Genomic DNA, 21,090 nt, shown 5'->3' with positions numbered 1-21,090 from the left:
AACATATACCCCCCTCCGGTATATTCCCGGTGCACGTGAAAACTCCTTGGACCAGGCGGCAAGGACGGGGCTCCGGCCTGAATGGCTCAAGCCACCCCTGGCGTAAGGTGGTACGCGTGGAAAACAAAGCACTGACCAGCGCTGCAGAGGACTATCTGAAAGTCATCTGGACAGCCCAGGAATGGACGGACAAACCGGTAACGGTCTCTGCCCTCTCCGCCCATCTTGGGTTCTCTCCTTCCTCAGTGTCAGAGGCAGTGAAGAAGCTGGCTGCCCAGGGTTTCCTGACGCACGCACGTTACGGCTCAGTGGCCTTGACGCCGGAGGGTGAGCAGGCTGCGGTAACCATGGTCCGCCGTCACCGGCTGATCGAGACCTTCCTTGTCGAATACCTCGGCTACGGCTGGGATGAGGTCCACGACGAAGCAGAGAACCTGGAGCACGCTGTCTCGGACAAGATGGTGGAGGCGCTGGCGGTCCGCCTCGGCCACCCGGTCCGCGACCCCCACGGTGATCCGATTCCCGACCGTGACGGCAGCCTGCCGCCGCTGGACGCTGCGCGGCTCAGCCAGAGCGAGCCCGGCAGGCCCCTGCGTATTGCCAGGGTGTCGGACACCAGCCCGGACCTGCTGCGCTACCTGAGCGGCATGGGGCTGGGCCTCGACGCCGAACTGAGCATCGTCGAACGGCAAACCTATGCGGGCACCCTGACGCTTGAGCGCAGCGGCGGCCGGGTGGAGCTCGGACTGCCCGCTGCTGAAGCCATCTGGGTGGTTCCGGCCTAGGCAGCGGAACCGGCAGCCAGCGGCTTGTCGAACACAACCTGGCGGCTCACCGGCCTGTAGCCGAGCTGTTCATAGATCTTCAGGGCTCCGGAGGGGTTTTCCGTATCCACCCCAAGTCCGGCGTTCTCCATGCCTGAGTCCCGGAACCGGCGCATGGCCTCAGACAGCATCGCCGGGGCGATCCGCATGCCGCGCCAGCCGCGCAGCACGCCCAGCAGCTCCGTGTACCCCTCGGTGTAGCCGAGGATCTCCTTGGATTCGGGATCGAAGCTCGCGAGCTGGTAGGCGGCTATGCCGCCGGAAGACTCCTCCACCACGGCGAAGCTCCAGTCGGCCCGGAACTGCGGATGGCTGACCGTGAACGTCCAGCTCTCCTGGTCCCTCGGCTCGCTGCCCCAGTGGTCCTGGAAAGCTTCATTGTGGGCCAGCCGGAAGCGTTCTGACAGCTCCTCGGAGAAGGTCACGAAGGAGAGTCCTTCCGGCAGCGGCACCTCGGGAAGCTCACCGGCCAGCGGGCGGGTCATCTCCGTGAAATACCGCACGATCCGAGCTCCCGCTGATTCCAGAAGGGCGACGGCGGAGGGGTTGTTTGCTTCTGCGTAGCTTCGAAGCACGGGCTGGCCGCCCCGGCGGTCCTGGACGCGCTGCTTCGCCCGTGCCTCCTGCCACCGGAAGACGGCGGTGCCGATTCCGCGCCGCCGCCACTGCGGGTCCACGCCGCCGAACCCCGACACCCGCACGGAATCCGGGTTGACGCTTACGCCGCCGAAGGCCCTGGGCACGCCGTCCGGGTCCAGGCCCACGATGGTGTCCCGCGCCGGATCGTCACTGGACCGGGACAGGACATGTTCCAGGTCGGCACGCTCTTCGGCCCAGCCCGGTTTGTCTTCTGCCACGATCCGCCGGGTCAGTGCATACCAGTCATCAAGGTCGGCCGGCGTGATGGACCGCCAGGACAACCCCGTCTCGTTTCCGGGCAGCTGCAGGCCGTCGGGAAAAGTCATGGCCCCTAGCGTAGGGCAAGACTCCGATCCTCCGCACCCAGCACCAGTTCATCGTCGCACCAGGCCGCGTCCGCCGGATTATGGGTCACCACCACCACCGACTTACCGGCCAGGCCCTTCCTGAGGTCCGCCATGAGGCGGCGTCCTGCTGGCGGATCCAAGTGGGCAGTAGGTTCGTCCAGGAGCACAATGTCCGCCTCGGTGAGCAGGGCGCGGGCCACGGCGAGCCGCTGCCGCTGGCCGCCCGAGAGGAAATGGCCGCCATTGCCGATCCTGGTGTCAATGCCGTCCTGAAGTTCTGCAATCAGGTCTTCAAGGCCGACAGCCGTGAGGACGTCGAGCATTTCGTCCGTGGACGGAGCATGTTCGCGGTCGCGTGCCAGGAGCAGGTTGCCCCGGACGGTGGAGTTGAAGAGATGCGCTTCCTGCGGGCACCAGGCCATGCCCCGCTCTTCCCTGTCCATGTTTTCGGCGGGCTGCCCGTCCTTCAGGAAGATGCCGTCCTGAGGCCTGAGGAAGCCCAGGAGCACACCCAGCAGCGTGGACTTTCCGCTTCCGGACGGTCCGGTGACGGCCAGCCAGCGGCCCGTCTCAAGGTGCAGGTCAACACCGTCCAGCACATCGGCAGAGGCTCCCGGATAGCGGTAACGGATCCCGATGAGGTCGATCGCGCCTGGACCCGCATGGCCGGGGACAGGAACAGTTCCTGCGGCGGCCGGCCTCTGCAGGGCGCTGGACCCGTGATCATCCGCCGGAGCAACGGAGCTGGAACCAAGGTCGGGGAGCACCTTGTCGCCCAGGATGCGCCAGGCCTGGAACTGCTGGATCGAGCCGTTCACGGCTGCGAAGCACTCCAGCAGGGCGAGCTGCATGAGCACGATCAACGACGCCGCCGTTACCGGGACGCCCTGTGCCAGGCTCAGGATCCACAGCGCGGACCCGGCGCAGGCCAGTGCCGTCACGGCGTTGGCCAGTCCCTGTGCCCAGGCGCTGCGCCGGGCAGCTTGGGCCGCGGCGGAATCCAGTGCACGCTGCCGGGAGAGGACCGGGCCGGAGCTGCTGTTCGCTTCCAGGTCCCTGGCTGCCGTCAGCAGTTTGGCCATCGCGGCCATAGCCCGCGACTGCAGGGCAACAGTCCGTCCCCGGGCGGTGGAATCAGCCCACAGCGCGAGCAGCGGGGCGCCGACGAGCCCGACGACGCAGAGTCCGATCTGCACCAGGATCGCTTCCGGAATCAGGAGCCAGGTGGCAACGCATGCTGCCACGGCGGTCATGAAAGCCGTCACCGGGGCGAAGACGACCCGGGGAGCGATGTCCCGCAATTCGTCGACGTCGCCCACCAGCCGTTCGAGCGCTCCGCCGCCGCGTGCCAGCCTCCGCCAGCCTTCGGGCCGGTTCAGCAGCCCGTTCCAGAGACGGATCCGGATGGAATTCGTGGCGCGGAAAACCGCGTCATGAAGGTGGAGCCGGTCGCGGTAGCGCAGGACGGCACGTCCGATGCCGAAGAACCGCACACCGACGATTGCCATCAGCAGGTAAAGGATCGGCGGCTGCTCGGAGGCACGGACGATCAGCCAGCCCGAGAGCGCGCTGAGCGCCACGGCGAAGATGGTGGCTCCGGTGCCGTAGGCCAGGGCCTTCAGGAACTGCGGGCTCCACGGCCTCAGCACCAGCAGGTTTCTCCACAGCGGCTGCCGGACGGCCGGACCGTGCCGTTCTTCGGCGTTCGCTGTACTTTCCAGGGGTTCGTCCAAGGGGGTGTCCACAGCGTCTGCCCAGGAGCCAAGGGGCTGCAGTCCTTCCGACGGGGCCGCGCCGGAGACCGGGATGACGACGTCGGCAATGGCTGCCGTTTCGGGGTCATGGGCCACCAGCAGGACGGTGCACTGAAGCCGGAGCCTGGAGAGGGCGGCACGGACGGCTGCGGCACTGTGGTTATCGAGGTGCGCGGTCGGCTCATCCGCCAGCAGGACACGGACGCCGGGTACGTTCTGGACCCGGGCGACCGCCCGGGCGACCGCGACGCGGCGCTGTTCGCCCGGGCTCAGTTCCGCCGTCGTTTTCTCCAGCAGATGGGCGGCATCGACCTCTGCCAGTGCCCGCGCTGCGGCACGCCGCTGCCCGCTCCCGTCGCTGAGTCCGGAGTACAGCCCGATTTCCTCCCGCACGGTCTCTTCCATGAGAACCGGGTGCTGCGGAATCCAGGCCACCGAAGCACGGTCCACCCCCTGGACCGTCCCTGCGATGGTTGCTCCGGCCCCGTCGCGGCGCAGCCCGGCAAGGATTTCCAGGACACTGGTCTTGCCGGATCCGCTGGGGCCGGTGAGCGCGGCGATGCTGCCCACGGGGACAATGAAACTGAGCCCATCGATGACGGCACCGGGACGTCCCGGGTAGCGGACGGTGAGCCCGTGGACTGCCACGGCGCCGGCGGCGCCGTCGGCCGGGACAAGCGGCGTGGAAACGGGTGCGTCAAGGACCGCGTTCGTCCGCTTCAGCGCCTCGAGTCCGTCCTCGCTGGAGTGGTGGGCCGTACCAAGGTCGCGCAGGGGCTGGTAGCACTCGGGCGCCAGGAGCAGGGCCAGCAGTCCCATTTCCAGGCTCATGTCGCCGTGGACCAGGCGGACACCGATGAACACGGCCACTACGGCCACGGAGATCGTCGCGATCAGTTCCAGCGCCAGGGAGGAAAGGAAGGCCACGCGCAGGGTTTCCAGCGTGGTGGTCCGGTAGCGGTCGGCAACGTCGCGCAGGGCGCGGGTCTGGGCCCTGGCCCGGCCCAGACCCACGAGCACGGGCAGGCCCTTGGCCAGCTCCAGCATGTTGTCCGAGAGCCGGTTGAGCGCGTCGATGGCCTTGGCTGTCTTGTCCCCGGTATGCAGGCCGATCAGGATCATGAACACCGGAACCAGCGGCACCGTCAGGACGATGACGACTGCACTGACCCAGTCAGCAGCGAGGATCCGGATGCCAACGAGCAGGGGCAGCACGGCACAGGTCACCAGGGCCGGCAGGTACTTGGCATAGTAGTTGTCCAGTCCGTCCAGCCCGCGGGTCAAAAGCACGCTGAGCGCGCCCGATCCCATGCCGGGAACACTCCCGCCCTCCTCGAGCACCCGGTCGGCCAGCTGGGCGCGCAGCTCATCCTTGACCCCGGCGGCGGCCCGCTGGGCGACGGTTTCCTGCGCCCACATCGCCAGGGACCGCAGCAGCGCACCGGCAAGACCGGTGGCCGCGACGTAACCCCAGTCCGGGCCGCCCGCGGCCAGTCCGGCAATGCCCGCGGCGATGCCGGTGGCCAGCAGCACCAGACCGACGGCCTTCAGCGCCGCCAGCAGGCCGAGCAGGTACAGGGCCCGGCGGCTGGTGGCGCTGACAGGAAGAACCGGTTTCACTGGGCCGTGATCCTATGAACCGGAGGGATGGAGTCTGCGCTAATGCGCTTGCGGAACACCCAGTAGGTCCAGCCCTGGTAGAGGAGGACGATGGGAAGGCCAAAGACGGAAACCCAGGTGATCACCTTCAGGGTGTACGGCCCGGAGGAGGCGTTCTCCACCGTCAGGTTCCAAGCTGCGTCCAGCGTGGACGGGAGCACCACGGGGTACATGGCTGCGAATATGGATACCGCGCCGAAAAGCAGGAACACTGCCAGGGAGCCGAAGGCCAGGGCTTCCTTGCCGCGGGACGCCATCAGCCAGGCAACGGCAACGGCGACTACCGCCACGGCGAGCGGGATCAGGGACATCAGGTCCCCGCTGAGGAACTGTACGCCGACAGCCCAGGCTGCCAGCGGCAGGATCCCCACGGGCAGCCAGCGGACCAGGGCACGACGGGCACGGGCCCGGATCTCGCCGTCGGTCTTCAGCGTCAGGAAGGCGCATGCATGCACCAGGGCGAAGCCGACCACAGCGAGGCCGCCCAGCACTGCCCATGGCGTCAACCAGGCAAAGGCACCGCCCACACGGTCGCCGTTCTCATTCAGCGGCAGGCCGGTGGAAGTCAGGGCCAGGGCGGCCCCCACACCGAAGGCGCTCACGAAGGAGCCCAGGGCCATGGCCCAGTCCCAGCGGTTCCGCCAGGAATCGGAGTCGTGCTTGCCCCTGTACTCGATGGACACTGCCCGGAAGATCAGACCCAGGAGGACCAGCGTCAGCGGGATATAGAGCGCCGAGAACAGCGAGGCGTACCACATGGGGAATGCTGCGAAGGTCATGGCGCCGGCAGTGATCAGCCAGACCTCATTGCCGTCCCACACCGGTCCGATGGTATTGAGCAGCACGCGGCGGTCGCGTTCACTGCGGGCAAAGAGCTTCATGAGCATGCCCACGCCGAGGTCGAATCCCTCCAGGAAGAGGTATCCGACCCACAGGAAGGCGATAACGATGAACCAGAAAGTTGCAAGCGTCATTTTGGGTCTCCGGCGCTAGTAGGCGAAATCGAGGACGTCGTCGGACTTCCGTCCACCGGGCGTGCCGGGTGTGCCCGGAGTGCCGTCGCCGTCACCGTCGTCTGAATCCGACGCGTGGAGCAGTTCGGGCATCGCAGACGGAACGCCGCCGCGTACGTACTTGAACAGCAGCCGCACTTCAACCACGAGCAGGGCCAGGTAGATCACCGTGAACGAGATGACGGAGAACAGCAGTTCCGCCATGCTGACCCCCGGCGACACGGCCGCCGCGGTAAACATGAACACGTTGTCTATGCCGGTGAAGCTCGGGTTAGGCACGACGACGAAGGGCTGGCGGCCCATTTCCGTGAAGATCCAGCCGGCGCTGTTGGCGCCGAACGGAGCGAGGATCCCGAAGACCGCAAGCCGCATGAGCCACTTGGACTCCGGGACGGTGCCCTTGCGGGTGACCCACAGTGCAACTGCGGCCGCAATGGCAGCGACGCCGCCGAAACCGATCATGATCCGGAAGCCCCAGTAGGTCACTGACATCACGGGGAGGTAGTCGATTTCCTGTCCGGCCTGTTCGCCGTACATCGGGTCGTCGGGCAGGTGCGTGCCGTACTTCTCCTGGTATTCCGGGATCAGCGTGTTCACGCCTTCGACAGGAGTGTTGAAGTCGCCGTTGGCCAGGAAGGACAGCACGCCGGGGACCTCGATCAGGGTCTGGACGTCTTCGCAGTCCTTGGCACCCACGTCACCTACGGAGAGCACGGAGAACGCGGTGCCGTTGTGGCAGGCAGCCTCGGCAGCCGCCATCTTCATCGGCTGCTGTTCGAACATCAGCTTGCCCTGCAGGTCGCCGGTGATGGCTGTGCCGGCAAAAGCGACGACGGCGACGGCGGCGCCGATGCGCAGTGCCTTGATCCAGACCGCATGGTCGGTCCTGTCACGGCCAATGGCCGCATTCTCCCCCACCACCACACGGCCGTCCGCATCCACGGTGTCGATTCCGTCGCGGCGCCGCTTCCACAGCTGGTACCAGGAGATACCCAGCAGGAAGCCGCCGGCGACTGCGAACGCACCGGTAATGGTGTGCGGGAAGGCAACCAGCAGGGTGTTGTTGGTCAGGATGGCCCAGATATCCGTCATGACGGCACGTCCGTCGACCATCTCAACGCCGACGGGGTGCTGCATCCAGGAATTAGCGGCCAGGATGAAGTAGGCAGACAGGGCAGAAGCACCGGTGGCCAGCCAGATGGTGGCAAGGTGCAGCTTCTGCGGAAGCCGTTTCCAGCCGAAGATCCAGAGTCCCAGGAAAACGGACTCGGTGAAGAAGGCCAGCAGGGACTCCAGCGCCAGCGGAGCACCGAACACGTCCCCGACGAAGCGGCTGTATTCGCTCCACGCCATACCGAACTGGAACTCCTGGACCAAGCCTGTGGCTACACCCATGATGAAGTTGATCAGGAACAGCTTGCCCCAGAACTTGGTGAGCCGAAGATACTCTTCCTTTCCGGTACGCACCCAGGCGGTCTGCAGGGCAGCAACTACGAGCCCCAGGCCGATCGTGAGTGGAACCATCAGGAAGTGGTAAACCGTTGTAATCCCGAATTGCCAGCGGGCAATGTCCAATGCTTCCACGAAAACAATCCTTCAGTTGCGACATGTTCTACAGAACGTAGAACCCCCTTCTTCTACTGATCGTAGAACAACGCGGGAGGACTTTTCTACAGCTCGTAGAATCTTTTTTCTACAAGTCGTAGAGACAGAGCCGAAAAACCGGTACTGTTAAGCTCCGTCGCGTGGCCATCCTTGGTTTGGCCCCGCAGGACGACCTGCCCGGAGTGATCCCCCGGCCCTGGACCGAAGAACGAAAGAAGACTGACATGGCGACTCTCGGAGAACTTGAGCGGGCGATGATGGATCTCCTCTGGGAATCCAGCGAAGCCCTGACCGCCAATGAACTGCGCGAGCGGTTGGCCCAGAACGACGCAGGACGCGCCCAGGCGAAGGGGCTCGCGGTAACCACCGTGCTGACCGTCCTCTCGCGCCTGGAGAAGAAGGCGCTGGTCGCCCGGGAGCGTGACATCCGCCCGCATCGCTACCGGGCGGTAACTACCCGCGCCGAACACACGGCCGAACTGATGCACGAGGTCCTCGGTTCAGCCAATGACCGCGAAGCCGTCCTGGCACGATTCGTCGGCTCCGTCTCCGCGACGGAGGCACAGACCCTGCGCAGGCTGCTGGAAGGCGCCTAGTCCGCGGACCGGCGCTCCACATGTTCTGGGCGTCCTATTTCCTGGCTGCGCTGGCCATCATCCTGGCCTGGCCCGTGCCCGTGATCCTTTCCCGTGCCAAATGGCCTTCACGGTCGCCGTTTTCAGCGATGGTGCTGTGGCAGGCCATCGCACTCGCCGGCGGGCTTTCCATGATCGGCGCGATGCTGGCCTGGGGCCTTGAGCCCATCGGGGAAAACCTGGCCCAGGGGCTTCGGTCGCTCTGGGACATCCTCATCCAGAGACGCCCTGCAGAAACCCTCGGCCTGGTCCACGTCTTCGCGATCAGCGCGGCCATCCTGCTCACCGTCCACCTGGTCTTCACCCTGCTGCTGACCTATTACCGGATCCTCAGCGGCCGCCGCCGGCACCGGGACATGCTGAACCTGCTCAGTTCGCCGTCGCTCGACGCTCCGGCCACCCTCGTCATCCCCTATCCTTCACCGGTCGCCTACTGCCTCCCGGGCGGAGGCCAGTCCGTTACCGTGCTTTCTGACGGCCTGATGGACATCCTGTCCGAAGCTGAACTCACCGCAGTGATGACGCATGAGAAGGCCCACCTCAGCCAGCACCACCATCTGCTCCTGTGGGCCTTCGCTGCCTGGCGTGCGGCTCTCCCCTGGCTTCCCACGTCACAGCTCGCCCAGCAGTCGGTGAACGAACTAATCGAAATGCTGGCCGACGACGAGGCGCTGAAGAAGGTGGACCGCCAGACCCTGGTCCGCGCCGTCGCGATCGTCGGCTCGGGGGCAGGGGCGGAAACTGCTGCCAGCCTGCCCGGCCCCACCGGTACCGCGGCAGTGACCGGCGGGGTGGACGGCCAGGAGGACGTCATTGCCGGACGGCTTTCCCGGCTGCTGACTCCGCAGCCGCCGCTCCCCCGCTGGATCCGGGCAGTGATCCAGGCCAGCGCAGTGCTGCTGCTGGCAGTGCCCACAGTGCTCCTCTTCGCGCCCGGCCTGATCCGCTAGGCAGCAGCTGCGGGGCAGGCCCCGGGGCTAGGCGTCGATCCGGTCCCGGTCCAGCATCGCGGCACCGGCAATGATGAAGTCCTTCCGGGGCGCTACGTCACTGCCCATCAGCAGCTCGAACGTGGCTTCGTCGACGTGGTCCATGGTGCGGTCTGCTTCCGCAGCCTCACTGAGCCGGATCCGGCGCAGCGTGCGGTGCCGGGGATCCATGGTGGTCTCCGCCAGCTGGTCGGCATCCATCTCGCCCAAGCCCTTGTAGCGCTGGATGGGCTCCTTGTAGCGCTTGCCTTCCTTCTCCAGCCGGGCCAGCAGCTGGTGCAGCTCCTTCTCGCTGTATGTGTAGACCATCTCGTTGGCTTTGGAGCCATGGTTAATGACCTCAACACGATGCAGCGGGGGAACAGCCGCATAAACGCGCCCGGCTTCCACCAGGGGACGCATGTAGCGGAAAAACAAGGTGAGCAGCAGGGTTCGGATGTGGGCGCCGTCGACGTCGGCATCAGTCATGAAAATGACCTTGCCGTAGCGGGCGGCCTCCAGCTGGAAGCTGCGTCCGGACCCTGCTCCGACCACCTGGATCAGCGCAGCGCACTCGGCGTTGGAGAGCATGTCCGACACTGAGGCCTTCTGCACGTTCAGGATCTTGCCGCGGATGGGCAACAGCGCCTGGTAATCCGAGGACCTGGCCATCTTGGCCGTGCCAAGGGCGGAATCGCCCTCCACAATAAACAGTTCGGAACGCTCGGCATCGTCGATGCGGCAGTCGGCCAGCTTCACGGGCATCGAAGATGTCTCGAGTGCGTTCTTCCGGCGCTGGGTCTCCTTGTGCACCCGCGCGGAGATACGCGACTTCATCTCGGAGACGACCTTTTCCAGCAGCAGCGCGGTCTGCGCCTTGTCACCGCGGGCGGTGGAATTCAGCCGGGCAGAGATTTCCTTCTCGACGACCTTGGCAACGATGGCGCGCACAGCGGACGTGCCGAGGATTTCCTTGGTCTGGCCCTCGAACTGGGGCTCGGCCAGGCGCACCGTGAGCACGGCGGTCAGGCCGGCGAAGACGTCGTCCTTCTCGATTTTGTCGTTGCCGGCCTTGAGCTTGCGGGCGTTGGCCTCGATGACCTTGCGGAAAGTCTTCAGCAGCGCCTGCTCGAAGCCGGCCTGGTGTGTTCCGCCCTTGGGCGTAGCGATGATGTTCACGAAGCTGCGGGTGGTGGTCTCGTAGCCGATTCCCCAGCGCAGGGCGATGTCCACTTCGCACTCGCGCTCCACCTCGGCAATCTGGCTGTGTCCGCGTTCGTCCAGGACCGGGACCGACTCCTTGAACTTCCCGGAACCGTGCAGCCGCCAGATGTCAGTGACCGGAGCATCAGCAGCGAGGAACTCCACGAACTCGGAGATGCCGCCGTCGTGGTGGAAAACCTCTTCAACCGGGCCGTCCTCGCCGGGCGTTCCGGGAAGGCGGCGTTCATCCCGCAGGGTGATCCTCAGCCCGGGCACCAGGAAAGACGTCTGCCGGGCGCGGGCCTCCAGCTCGGTGTAAGAGAACTTGGCGTCCGGCGTGAAGATCTGCCGGTCGGCCCAGTAGCGGATCCTGGTTCCTGTCACACCGCGCTTGGCCTTGCCCACCACCTCAAGCTTTGAGCTTTCCAGGAACGGAGTGAACTTCGCGTCGGGCGAGGGCTTGGAACCCGTGTCGGCGAAGGTTCCAGGTTCACCGCGCCGGAAGGTCATTTGGTAGGTCTTGCCAGCGCGGTCCACCTGGACGTCCAGGCGTGAAGAAAGGGCGTTGACGACAGAGGCGCCAACGCCGTGCAGCCCGCCCGAGGCTGCATAGGAACCGCCGCCGAACTTTCCGCCTGCATGCAGCTTGGTGAAGACAACTTCCACGCCGGAGAGCCCGGTCTTGGGTTCGATGTCGACCGGAATGCCGCGCCCGTCGTCATGGATCTCCACGGAGTTGTCTGCGTGCAGGATGATCCGGATGCTCTGGCCGTATCCGGCGAGAGCTTCGTCGACTGAGTTGTCGATGATCTCCCACAGGCAGTGCATCAAGCCACGGGAGTCGGTGGAGCCGATGTACATGCCGGGACGCTTGCGGACCGCCTCGAGTCCCTCCAGCACGGAGAGATGGCGGGCGTTGTACTCAGTATCCAGGGGGACCACGTTTGCTGAACTCCTAGGGCCGGGGAAAGGCCTGTTTTGCGTTGGCCGGCCTTACGGCCGGGCAGCCGGCGAGAAACCGGCCTCTTAATAGGTTAATGCCCGCACACCCGCGGACCGGGCAGCGACTCAGCCGTACCGTTCCTCCTCCATCAGCTCCACGGTGTTCCGGGGAGTCCCACCTCATTGGTACGCGCAGAGCGAAAGACACGCCCAGTTGGAAAGGTCCGCAGCACAAAGGTGGTTATATGGGATATCAACACCCCTTAGGAGGCACTCATGACAGCAGCAGTTGCTACCCGTCATCTCAACACACTGGACCGCTGTGACCGCTGCGGTGCCCAGGCGTACGTCCGCGCCGTACTCGAAACCTCCGGTGGGGAATTGCTTTTCTGCGCTCATCACGCCCGGGCAGTGGAGGCCAATCTCCGCCCCCTGACCTCTGAGTGGCATGACGAGAGTGCACGTCTGCACCAGAAGGCCGGTTCTCCCGAGGACTAATCTTTCGGACCAGCTGTCCATAAGACGCTATGCGAGGGCCCTTTCCGCCGGGAAGGGCCTTTCCGCCGGGAAGGGCCCTCGTTCTGTGTCCGGCCGGCTTCGCCCGTTCGGCCGCCCTGTTCCGGCGTACGGGTGATTCCAGCGCCGCGCGGCTAAATATGGGGATGGTTGACGGACATAAAGAAGGAGTGCCCCGCATTGCGGGGCACTCCTTCTTTTGCAGACTGTGATTCTCGGGTCTTAGTCCAGGTAATCCCGCAGGACCTGCGACCGCGACGGGTGGCGCAGCTTGGACATGGTCTTTGACTCGATCTGGCGGATCCGCTCGCGGGTCACGCCGTAGACCTTGCCGATTTCGTCCAGGGTCTTGGGCTGTCCGTCGGTGAGGCCGAACCGCATAGCGACGACGCCGGCTTCGCGCTCGGAGAGGGTGTCCAGAACCGAGTGCAGCTGCTCCTGCAACAGCGTGAAGCTCACTGCGTCGGCGGGGACCACGGCTTCGGAGTCTTCGATCAGGTCGCCGAACTCCGAGTCGCCGTCCTCACCCAGCGGGGTGTGCAGCGAAATGGGTTCGCGGCCGTACTTCTGGACCTCGACGACCTTCTCCGGCGTCATATCCAGTTCCAGTGCCAGTTCCTCCGGAGCCGGTTCGCGGCCCAGGTCCTGAAGCATCTGGCGCTGGACGCGGGCCAGCTTATTGATGACTTCGACCATGTGCACCGGAATACGGATGGTGCGTGCCTGGTCCGCCATGGCACGGGTGATGGCCTGGCGGATCCACCAGGTCGCGTAGGTGGAGAACTTGAAGCCCTTGGTGTAGTCGAACTTCTCCACAGCGCGGATCAGGCCCAGGTTGCCTTCCTGGATCAGGTCCAGGAAGAGCATGCCGCGACCCGTGTAGCGCTTGGCCAGGGACACCACCAGGCGGAGGTTGGCCTCCAGCAGGTGGTTTTTGGCCCGCTTGCCGTCGTGGATGATCTGCTGCAGGTCGCGCTTGAGCCTGGGATCCATGTCAGGATCGGCCGCGATCTTCTCTTCGGCGTAGAGCCCTGCTTCGATGCGCAGGGCCAGATCCACTTCCTGCTCGGCGTTCAGCAGGGCAACCTTGCCAATCTGCTTCAGGTAATCCTTGACGGGGTCGGCGGTGGCACCTGCCGATACGACCTGCTGGGCGGGGGCGTCATCATCATCGGCGTCCGAGTAGACGAATCCGGATCCGGTGGGCGCGGCATCCGGAGCATCGGCTTCGACAACTTCGACGTCAACGTCAGTGGGCTCTGCGTCCGAGTCTTCGCTGGTTACTTCAGCTTCTTCTGCCGGAGCTGCCTTCTTGGCCTTCGCCTTAGCCGGGGCCTTGCGCGTGGCCGGCTTGCGGGCGGGTTTAGCGGCCGTCTTGGTCGCTGCGGCCGCGGCCGCTTCAGTAACTTCGGGGGCGGCAGTCACGGTGTCAGTCTCTTTGACAGCAGTTGTCTTTCTCGCGGACACAGAAAACCTTTCAATACGGCGGGCTGCGGCGCCACCATCGGGGCAACACCACTATGACCCTGTCAAGTCCGTGCTAAACCAAATGGTCGGCACGCGGCGTGCTTCTTATCGAAACAAGCCGCATACGGTTCCTATTCCCTCCGCTGTCAACGGAAAGTGCGGAACGACACTTGATACACGAACCCAACCGGGTCTCGGTTCCCATTGTCGCATGTTTTCACGCCGCGGCCAGCACCGGACGCGCAGGACCAGCGGCCTGCCGGCTTTGGCCCGGCGTGCTCGGGCCGGCTGGCTTTGGCCCGGCGGGCCGCGCTGATCCCGGTGCCGCTTCCGGCTATCCGGAGGACGGCCCGCGCCAGGCTGTCTTCGGGGACTGCGTCCATACCGGCAGGTCGCCGCGGACCAGCAGGGCCTGAAGCAACTGCGCCAGGCGGTACCCCGGGTGAGTCCTGAGGGCAGCGGAAAGGCAGACGTCTGCGCGTGAGCTCCTTCCCCGCGCCCATTCGAGCCACCCCAAGAGGGTCAGCAGGGCCGCAGCAGGTTCCCCGGCCGCATCAGCCAGCAGGGAATGGAACAGCAGGTAGGCGCGGTCAAGCCGCTCCCAGTCAGGAGTTGCCCGGCTGCGCCCGATGAGCACGGACCGGAAGACGTGCCCCGCTTCCGGACTGCCCCGGAATCCGGCGGGAGGGCAGTCAGGGGGACAGCTCAGCCCGTCCGGATCTGCCGGACCGTCCGGGCCTGGTCCGGCCGGTGCCAGCCAGTGGCGGGCTCCGTCAACCGCCGTATGGAGTCCCAGGGCAGCCAGGACCAGGACGGCGTCCCGGACCGGCTTTGATTCGAGGCTTGCGAGCAGCAGTCCGTCCCGGGCGGGACTGCCCGTTCCGTTGAGCCGGTCTTCCCACTGGGCAAGTGTTGCGCGGAAGGTGGCGGCCCGGGTCCATATCCCGGCGAACCGCAGCCGGCTGGCCTCTTCGCTGCGGACGGTTTCGGGGTTCCTCACACGTGCGCCGGCAAGCCCTACCGCAGCTTCCAGGGACGGCGAGTAGGCGCTCCCCCGGTATACGAGTTCCGCGTTCAGTGTGCTGCCGTGGATCTGGTCCAGGGGATAGCCCGGCCACGGACAGCACTGGGCCGAGGTGCAGAAATAGTCGCGCCAGTGCCCGTTGCCGGCCAGCCAGCCGTCACGCACAGCCAACCCGGCGGCGGCGAGATCCTTACCCACCCGGGCAATCAGCGCAGCGTACGGCGCTTCTTCCTCCGGTTCCCACGGAGCATCGGTGTAGACGAGAACAAGGACGCCGTCTGCCTCTGCGTCCCCGGAAAGAAGCGAGCAGATGCGCGCGCTGTAGCCGGCAGCAAATGCATGCCCTGCAGCCCCGGCGGACACCTCCATGCCGGCCGTTGATCCGGTGCTGGGCAGGTCGAGCCTCAGCGTGGCTCCCAGCCTCCGGCCCCTGAGCGCAAGGAGGACCAGCGATTCCTGCGGAACAAAGCCCAGGCAGTGCGGCACAAACGCAAGTACGTCTGCCGGGGACCCAACTCTCAGCGCGGCGTTTTCGGCCTCGGCCGAGGTTCCGTTCGGGGACGGCCGGTGTTCGGCGAATTCGTTCATGGAAGTACTCTTGCTGCACGCGGAGGGGAGCTCCCGCGCAGCCCCGGGAGTGGGGACGGGCCTGTGCCTGCCACAGCTCCGGCGGCCCCTGTGGAGGGCAGATCCTCTAGTCTTCCAACTCTCCCGTCGTGCCTTCCTGTCCGCTGCTCCGGCGCTGGCTGCGGCGGCGCTGCCGTTCACGCGCCAGTGCTTCCCGCAACGGCGGAAGATCCAGTCCCTCACTGGCCATGCGGGCCCGGATGATCCGGCGGGTCCGGAAGATTCCGGCAATCCCGACCAGCATGACGGCGAACTGGACGGCCAGCGCGATGCGGAAGGACGTCAGGTCGTAAAGGTTGCCGTTGGAGAATCCCCCGGCGTAGAGCATGTCCAGGACCAGCCCAATCAGGTACATCGAGATCAGGGAGGCAGCGAACCCGCCGATGTTAACGATCCCCGTGGCCGTTCCCAGCCTGCTGGCCGGATTGAAGGTCCGGGCGAAGTCGAACCCGATCATGGATCCCGGCCCGCCGATTGCCAGCACCGAAACCAGGAGCAGCAGCAGCCATACCGGCGCGGGACCGGGCCAGAGCATCACTGCCAGCCAGGCCGCTGCCATGGCTCCGGCGATCAGCAGCACCATAGTGGACCGGCGCAGCGGATGCCTGCCGACCCACGCGCCCAGCCATGGCCCGCACAGGATCGCCACCGTGACAAAGAACGTCATGAGGAAGGACGCCATGGGCGCAGAGACCTGTTCACCGCTGACGAGGTAGGGGTAGCCCCACATCAGCACAAAAACGGTGCCGGGGAACTGGATGGTGAAGTGGGTCCACAGTCCCAGGCGCGTGCCCGGCTGCCGCCACGCCGCAGCCAGGCTGGACTCCGGGCCACCCGCTGCTGCGGCGGCCGGCCGGGGGCCGCTGGGCTTGTTGCGGATCAGGACCAAAGACAGAATCAGCGCCAGGACGGAAAGTGCCGCTGCGCCGGTAAAAGCGGTACTCCAGCCGAGGCTTCGGAGCAGGAAAGCGAACGGGATGGCGCTGGCAATCTGGCCCAGCTGTCCAATAATGCCCGTCCACTGGGTCAGCACGGGGACCCGTGCCGGGGGGAACCAGGCGGGAAGCAGCCGGAGTACAGAGATAAACGTCAGGGCGTCCCCCGCCCCCACCAGGGAGCGTCCGGCAATTCCCGCCCCTACTGAGTCGGCTACCGCCAGCTGGAACTGGCCGGCGCACATCAGGGCTGCACCGCCGGCAATCAGCAGCCGCGGCCCGAAGCGGTCCACCAGCATTCCCACCGGGATCTGCAGCCCGGCGTAAACCAGCAGCTGGACGACGGTAAAGACGGAGAGAACCGAAGCCGTTGCGTCGAAACGGTCAGTCGCTTCTACGCCGGCGACGCCGAACGCAGTCCGCTGGGTGACTGCCACCATGTAGGCGAAGACACCGGCACCCCAGACAAGCCATGCCCCGCGGTGCTTCATGACCGGCACCGATCCCGGGTGCCGGTCCCGCTACTGCGCGGCGGGGCCGCGCCTTCCGGCATCCGGCCCGGACTCGTCACCGGTGCCGGGAAGCGGTGTGGGGCCATTCGGTTCAACAGTGTCCTCGTCCTCTGGCTGCGGTTTTTCCGTCCCGGCGGCATCCTGGCTGCCGAGTCCTTCAAGCAGGGCCTCCGTCTCATCTTCGGCCCGCGGGCTGGCGAGGTAGGCCTCCACTGCTGCCCCCAGCTCCTCGGCGTCGGGCAGCTCATCGTTGTCCTTCACCAGCAGCGACCGGCGTGATGTGCTGCCGGTGTACTCGTCGTAGCGGCTCTCCAGTGTGGCCACAACACCCCGGACCTCGGCCGAGGCCTCGATCTGTTCGGCGATCTGCTTCTCCACTTCGCGGCCGGCCTCGCGCAGCCGGTCGGTGGGCAGCACAAGATTAGCCGCCGCACCGAGGTATTCCAGTGCCGCCACGGCGGCGGGCGGGAACTCCGCGTCGGAAAGATAGTGGGGAACGTGCACTACGTGGCCTACGACGTCGACTCCGGCCTCCGTCAGCCGCAGTTCCAGAAGGTGCCCCACGGCAGCCTGGATCTGCGCGGTAGGCTTCCAGGAGCTGATTCCCTCAATGAGGTCCGGCCGGTTTCCATGGGCCGTGACGCCAACCGGACGGGTGTGCGGAACGGGCATGGGAATGGAGTGCATCCAGGCCACAAGGGTCACGTCGAGGGACTTCACGAGGGAGAGCACGGCCGCTGTGAAGCGCTCCCACTGGAAATCCGGCTCAAAGCCGGTCAGGAAGAGGAACGGCTCGCCCAGTCCGTCATGGAAACGGTGCAGTTCAATCCGGGGTGCCTCGTAGCCGCTGAAGTGGTCTTCCACGAACGTCAGCGCCGGGCGGCGCGACCGGTAATCAATGAGCTGGTCAGCGTCGAACGTCGCCACGAGGTCATGGTCCAGGCTTTCAAACAGTTCGTCGCGCACCTGGGAGACGACGTGCCCGGCCTCCCCGAAGCCGGTGAACCCGGCAATCATCTTCAGCCCGCGCACCTCAGCGGAGGCGGCCAATTCCGGGTTCAGGTTAAACAGGGTCAGCGGATCAAGCATGTTCTTACCTTCCTGCAACTCGTCCCGTTGGTCTGCGGGCTGCACTGTTGGGACAGCGCTGTGTTGTCAATCCTTACTCAAGCGTAAACGCCGGCACGAACCCATTTCATTCCGCAGACACGGAAGGCGGGCGGCGCGCAGAGCAGCTAAGAGACTACGATCGGTAAAGCAACGCAGCAGCAAACACACCACAGAAGAGGATGAAGCTTCGTGAGCAAAGCCAGTGAGCCGGACCTGCAGGTACTTTCCCGGGATGTGCGCAAGGTTGCGGCACAAGCCCTGGTCGTGGGAGTCGGGCAGACTCCGGACGGCCCGGTGCTCGTTGACAGCCCGCTCTCGCCAAAGACTTCCTCGGCCGTTGCTGGCTCCTTCGGACTGCTGGGCGTGACCGGCGCCGTGGACCAGGTGGTGCGGCTGCCCGGCCTGCCTGAACTCGACGCCGAGATGCTGGTCCTGGCCGGGCTGGGACCAGTTTCCGCCGGCGAACCGCTGAGCACCGAGGCGCTGCGGCGGACGGCCGGTTCGGCCGTGCGCCAGCTCGCCGGCACGGAGACTGTTGCCCTGGCGCTGCCCGCGGCCAGCGTGGCCGATGCAGCAGCCGTTGCCGAAGGCGCCCTGCTGGGCGCATACAGCTTCACTGAACACCGCAGCTCCCACGCCTCAAAGATGCCCGCGCCGGTATCCTCGATTACCGTCGTGACCGCCGCCGCGGGTGAGCCCGCACTGAAGCCGGCTCTGGAACGCGCCCGTGTCCTCGGCCGCGCCGTCAACAGCACCCGTTCGCTGGTCAACCAGCCGCCCAGCCACCTGTACCCGGAAACCTTTGCCGCCGCAGCCCGCGAGGCCGCGCGCGGCCTTCCGGTCAAGGTCACGGTGTGGGACGAAAAGAAGCTTGAACGTGAAGGCTTTGGCGGCATCCTCGGCGTCGGTAAGGGTTCCTCCCGTCCGCCGCGCCTGGTCAAGCTCGAATACTCCCCCGCCCGGGCCAAGGCCAAGCTGGCTCTGGTCGGCAAGGGCATCACCTTTGATTCCGGCGGACTGTCGCTGAAGCCTGCTGCAGGCATGCAGGCCATGAAATCGGACATGGGCGGTGCCGCCGTCGTACTGAACGCCCTTCTTGCCATTGCCGAACTGGGCCTTCCCGTGAAGGTGACTTCTTGGCTGTGCCTCGCCGAAAACATGCCTTCGGGTACTGCCCAGCGCCCGTCCGACGTGATGACTACCTACGGCGGCCGCACGGTCGAAGTCCTGAACACCGACGCCGAAGGCCGTCTCGTCATGGCTGACGGCCTGGCCGTGGCCAGCGAGGAGTCCCCGGACGTTCTCATCGACGTCGCCACGCTGACCGGCGCGCAGATGATCGCCCTGGGCAACCGGGTTTCCGCGGTGATGGGAGAGGACGGCGTCCGCGATGCCGTCAAGGCTGCCGCAGACCGCGCCGGCGAACTTTTCTGGCCGATGCCGCTGCCCGAAGAACTGCGGGCCAGCTTGGATTCGGCGACCGCCGACATCGCGAACATCGGCGAACGCTTCGGCGGCATGATGACGGCGGCAGTCTTCCTTCGCGAATTCGTCGGGGAAGTTGACGGCGTCAAGATTCCGTGGGCGCACCTGGACATTGCCGGGCCCGCGTTCAACGAAGGCAAGCCGTACGGTTACACGCCGAAGGAAGGAACGGGCGTGGCAGTACGCACCCTTGTTTCCTACGCCGAGGACGTGCTGGCCCGCACGGCATAACACTGCCCCGCATTCTGCGTGCAACTTCAAGGGCAGTTTTTGCACGTGTTTCTCGTTACATTCGTCTGGCGCCGTCCCGCACCGAGTGGATGCAGGCAAACGCTGACGATAGTGTGAGACCTAATCACTACCGCCCAAATCACTCAACCGACGCGTCCTGCGCGTCACACACCGATTACGCGAGGGAGCGTCCACGTGGCCGATACGGCAACTGCGCAAGAGTTCGACATCCTGATCCTCGGCGGAGGCAGCGGCGGGTACGCCGCCGCCCTTCGTTCCGTGGAACTGGGTTTTTCCGTTGGCCTGATTGAGAAGGCGAAGCTGGGCGGGACCTGCCTGCACAACGGCTGCATCCCCACCAAAGCACTCCTGCATTCGGCTGAAATCGCCGAAAACGCCAAGACGGCTGCGAAGTACGGCATCAACGCCACGTTCGACTCTGTCGACATGGACGCCGTCAACTCCTACAAGGACAACATCATTGCGGGCAAGTTCCGCGGCCTGCAGGGCCTGATCAAGTCCAAGGGCATCACCGTGATCGAGGGTGAAGGCCGCCTCACCAGCGAGAAGACCATCGAGGTCAACGGCGAGACCTACACCGGTTCCAACATCATCCTTGCTACCGGTTCCTACTCCCGCTCGCTTCCGGGACTGGAAATCGGCGGACGCGTCATCACCTCGGACCAGGCACTGACCCTGGACTACGTTCCCAAGAGCGCCGTCATCCTCGGCGGCGGCGTGATCGGCGTCGAGTTCGCTTCGGTCTGGAACTCCTTCGGCGTGGACGTCACGATCGTTGAGGGCCTGCCCTCGCTGGTCCCCAACGAAGATGCGGCCATCATCAAGAACCTGGAGCGTGCCTACAAGAAGCGCGGGATCAAGTTCAGCACCGGCATCTTCTTCGAGAAGGTGGAGCAGAACGACGACGGCGTCGTCGTCACGCTCGCTGACGGCAAGACCTTCGAAGCCGAGCTGCTCCTCGTCGCCGTTGGCCGCGGGCCCGTCACCGCCAACCTGGGCTACGAAGAAGCCGGCCTGACCATGGACCGCGGCTTCGTCATCACCAATGAGCGGCTGCACACCGGCGTCGGCAACGTCTACGCCGTCGGAGACATCGTTCCCGGCCTGCAGCTGGCCCACCGCGGCTTCCAGCAGGGCATCTTCGTGGCCGAGGAAATTGCCGGCCTGAAGCCTGTCGTCGTCGAAGACGTCAACATCCCCAAGGTCACCTACTGCGAACCCGAAATTGCCTCCGTGGGCCTGACCGAGGCCAAGGCCAAGGAAAAGCTCGGCGCCGAGAACGTCCAGGTCCAGGAATACAACCTGGCCGGCAACGGCAAGACGTCCATCCTGGGCAGCTCCGGCCTGATCAAGATGGTGCGCGAGAAGGACGGCCCCATCATCGGCGTCCACATGATCGGCGGCCGCATCGGCGAGCAGATCGGCGAAGCACAGCTGATCGTGAACTGGGAAGCCTACCCGGAGGACCTCGCCGGCCTGCTCCACGCACACCCCACCCAGAACGAAGCCATCGGTGAGGCCGCCATGGCCCTAGCCGGCAAGCCGCTGCACGGCTAAGGCCCACCACAACGAA

The 21,090-nt window shown here is 65.6% G+C and carries 14 protein-coding genes and 1 pseudogene; 6 read left to right on the top strand and 9 right to left on the bottom strand.

Translation table 11 applies throughout. The annotated features are described in order from the left end of the window. Nucleotides 1-116 precede the first annotated feature (116 nt). Complete coding sequence (locus NF551_RS07065) at nt 117-785, top strand: metal-dependent transcriptional regulator (RefSeq protein WP_227897069.1); 669 nt, start codon at nt 117-119, stop codon at nt 783-785. Here NF551_RS07065 and NF551_RS07060 read toward each other — a convergent pair. Genes NF551_RS07060 through NF551_RS07045 form a run of 4 tightly spaced genes read right to left on the bottom strand, consistent with a single transcriptional unit; the run spans nt 782 to nt 7,820 of the window. Further along, nucleotides 782-1,789, bottom strand: a complete 1,008-nt coding sequence (locus NF551_RS07060) for a GNAT family N-acetyltransferase (protein WP_227897070.1) — start codon at nt 1,787-1,789, stop codon at nt 782-784. The genes NF551_RS07065 and NF551_RS07060 overlap by 4 nt on opposite strands. Nucleotides 1,790-1,794: 5 nt before the next feature. After that, nucleotides 1,795-5,184 (bottom strand): thiol reductant ABC exporter subunit CydD, encoded by a 3,390-nt coding sequence (gene cydD / locus NF551_RS07055; RefSeq protein WP_227897072.1) that lies wholly within the window; start codon nt 5,182-5,184, stop codon nt 1,795-1,797. Then, the gene (cydB, locus tag NF551_RS07050; protein WP_227897073.1) at nt 5,181-6,197 is read right to left on the bottom strand and encodes a cytochrome d ubiquinol oxidase subunit II; all 1,017 of its coding nucleotides are present in this window, start codon (nt 6,195-6,197) and stop codon (nt 5,181-5,183) included. The genes cydD and cydB overlap by 4 nt, the downstream gene beginning before the upstream one ends. Nucleotides 6,198-6,212: 15 nt before the next feature. Further along, complete coding sequence (locus tag NF551_RS07045) at nt 6,213-7,820, bottom strand: cytochrome ubiquinol oxidase subunit I (protein ID WP_227897075.1); 1,608 nt, start codon at nt 7,818-7,820, stop codon at nt 6,213-6,215. 245 nt (nt 7,821-8,065) lie between these two features. Between NF551_RS07045 and NF551_RS07040 the strand changes: the two genes are divergently transcribed. After that, the gene (locus tag NF551_RS07040; RefSeq protein ID WP_227897188.1) at nt 8,066-8,437 is read left to right on the top strand and encodes a BlaI/MecI/CopY family transcriptional regulator; all 372 of its coding nucleotides are present in this window, start codon (nt 8,066-8,068) and stop codon (nt 8,435-8,437) included. 20 nt (nt 8,438-8,457) lie between these two features. After that, nucleotides 8,458-9,426: a M56 family metallopeptidase gene (locus tag NF551_RS07035; protein WP_227897076.1), complete on the top strand. Its 969-nt coding sequence runs from the start codon at nt 8,458-8,460 to the stop codon at nt 9,424-9,426. Nucleotides 9,427-9,453: 27 nt separating this feature from the next. Here NF551_RS07035 and NF551_RS07030 read toward each other — a convergent pair whose 3' ends face one another. Continuing rightward, nucleotides 9,454-11,589 carry a DNA gyrase/topoisomerase IV subunit B gene (locus tag NF551_RS07030; protein ID WP_227897078.1) on the bottom strand — a complete coding sequence of 712 codons (2,136 nt, stop codon included), beginning with the start codon at nt 11,587-11,589 and terminating at the stop codon, nt 9,454-9,456. Between the two features lie 276 nt (nt 11,590-11,865). On the opposite strand from NF551_RS07030, the gene NF551_RS07025 reads away from it, so the two are divergent. Continuing rightward, the gene (locus tag NF551_RS07025) at nt 11,866-12,087 is read left to right on the top strand and encodes a DUF7455 domain-containing protein (RefSeq protein WP_227897081.1); all 222 of its coding nucleotides are present in this window, start codon (nt 11,866-11,868) and stop codon (nt 12,085-12,087) included. Nucleotides 12,088-12,327: 240 nt separating this feature from the next. Here the strand turns inward: NF551_RS07025 and NF551_RS07020 are convergent, their stop codons facing one another. The 4 genes and pseudogenes from NF551_RS07020 to NF551_RS07005 all read right to left on the bottom strand — a co-directional run. Then, nucleotides 12,328-13,572: an RNA polymerase sigma factor gene (locus NF551_RS07020; RefSeq protein WP_227897082.1), complete on the bottom strand. Its 1,245-nt coding sequence runs from the start codon at nt 13,570-13,572 to the stop codon at nt 12,328-12,330. Nucleotides 13,573-13,906: 334 nt separating this feature from the next. After that, nucleotides 13,907-15,184 carry a DUF4192 domain-containing protein gene (locus NF551_RS07015; RefSeq protein ID WP_227897083.1) on the bottom strand — a complete coding sequence of 426 codons (1,278 nt, stop codon included), beginning with the start codon at nt 15,182-15,184 and terminating at the stop codon, nt 13,907-13,909. Nucleotides 15,185-15,290: 106 nt separating this feature from the next. After that, nucleotides 15,291-16,649: an MFS transporter gene (locus tag NF551_RS07010; RefSeq protein ID WP_227897084.1), complete on the bottom strand. Its 1,359-nt coding sequence runs from the start codon at nt 16,647-16,649 to the stop codon at nt 15,291-15,293. Between the two features lie 216 nt (nt 16,650-16,865). Next, nucleotides 16,866-17,759, bottom strand: a pseudogene (locus tag NF551_RS07005) (proteasome assembly chaperone family protein); the annotation flags it as partial. A 210-nt stretch (nt 17,760-17,969) separates the two neighbouring features. On the opposite strand from NF551_RS07005, the gene NF551_RS07000 reads away from it, so the two are divergent. Continuing rightward, entirely contained in the window at nt 17,970-19,496 is a 1,527-nt protein-coding gene (locus NF551_RS07000; protein WP_227897085.1) for a leucyl aminopeptidase, read from the top strand. 195 nt (nt 19,497-19,691) lie between these two features. Then, a complete protein-coding gene (gene lpdA / locus NF551_RS06995; RefSeq protein ID WP_227897087.1) occupies nt 19,692-21,074 on the top strand; it encodes a dihydrolipoyl dehydrogenase in 1,383 nt (460 codons plus the stop codon). Nucleotides 21,075-21,090: the final 16 nt, after the last annotated feature.

Source organism: Arthrobacter caoxuetaonis (assembly GCF_023921125.1).
Classification (GTDB): domain Bacteria; phylum Actinomycetota; class Actinomycetes; order Actinomycetales; family Micrococcaceae; genus Arthrobacter_B; species Arthrobacter_B caoxuetaonis.
Note: the sequence above shows the minus strand (reverse complement) of the source record. Positions and strands in the feature narration are given on the sequence as shown.

Bases quoted from the DNA above. Each gene is read 5' to 3' on its own strand.
- NF551_RS07060 (WP_227897070.1), bottom strand. From the start codon at position 1,789: ATGACTTTTCCCGACGGCCTGCAGCTGCCCGGAAACGAGACGGGGTTG.
- cydB (WP_227897073.1), bottom strand. From the start codon at position 6,197: ATGACGCTTGCAACTTTCTGGTTCATCGTTATCGCCTTCCTGTGGGTC.
- NF551_RS07040 (WP_227897188.1), top strand. From the start codon at position 8,066: ATGGCGACTCTCGGAGAACTTGAGCGGGCGATGATGGATCTCCTCTGG.
- NF551_RS07035 (WP_227897076.1), top strand. From the start codon at position 8,458: ATGTTCTGGGCGTCCTATTTCCTGGCTGCGCTGGCCATCATCCTGGCC.
- NF551_RS07025 (WP_227897081.1), top strand. From the start codon at position 11,866: ATGACAGCAGCAGTTGCTACCCGTCATCTCAACACACTGGACCGCTGT.
- NF551_RS07015 (WP_227897083.1), bottom strand. From the start codon at position 15,184: ATGAACGAATTCGCCGAACACCGGCCGTCCCCGAACGGAACCTCGGCC.
- NF551_RS07010 (WP_227897084.1), bottom strand. From the start codon at position 16,649: ATGAAGCACCGCGGGGCATGGCTTGTCTGGGGTGCCGGTGTCTTCGCC.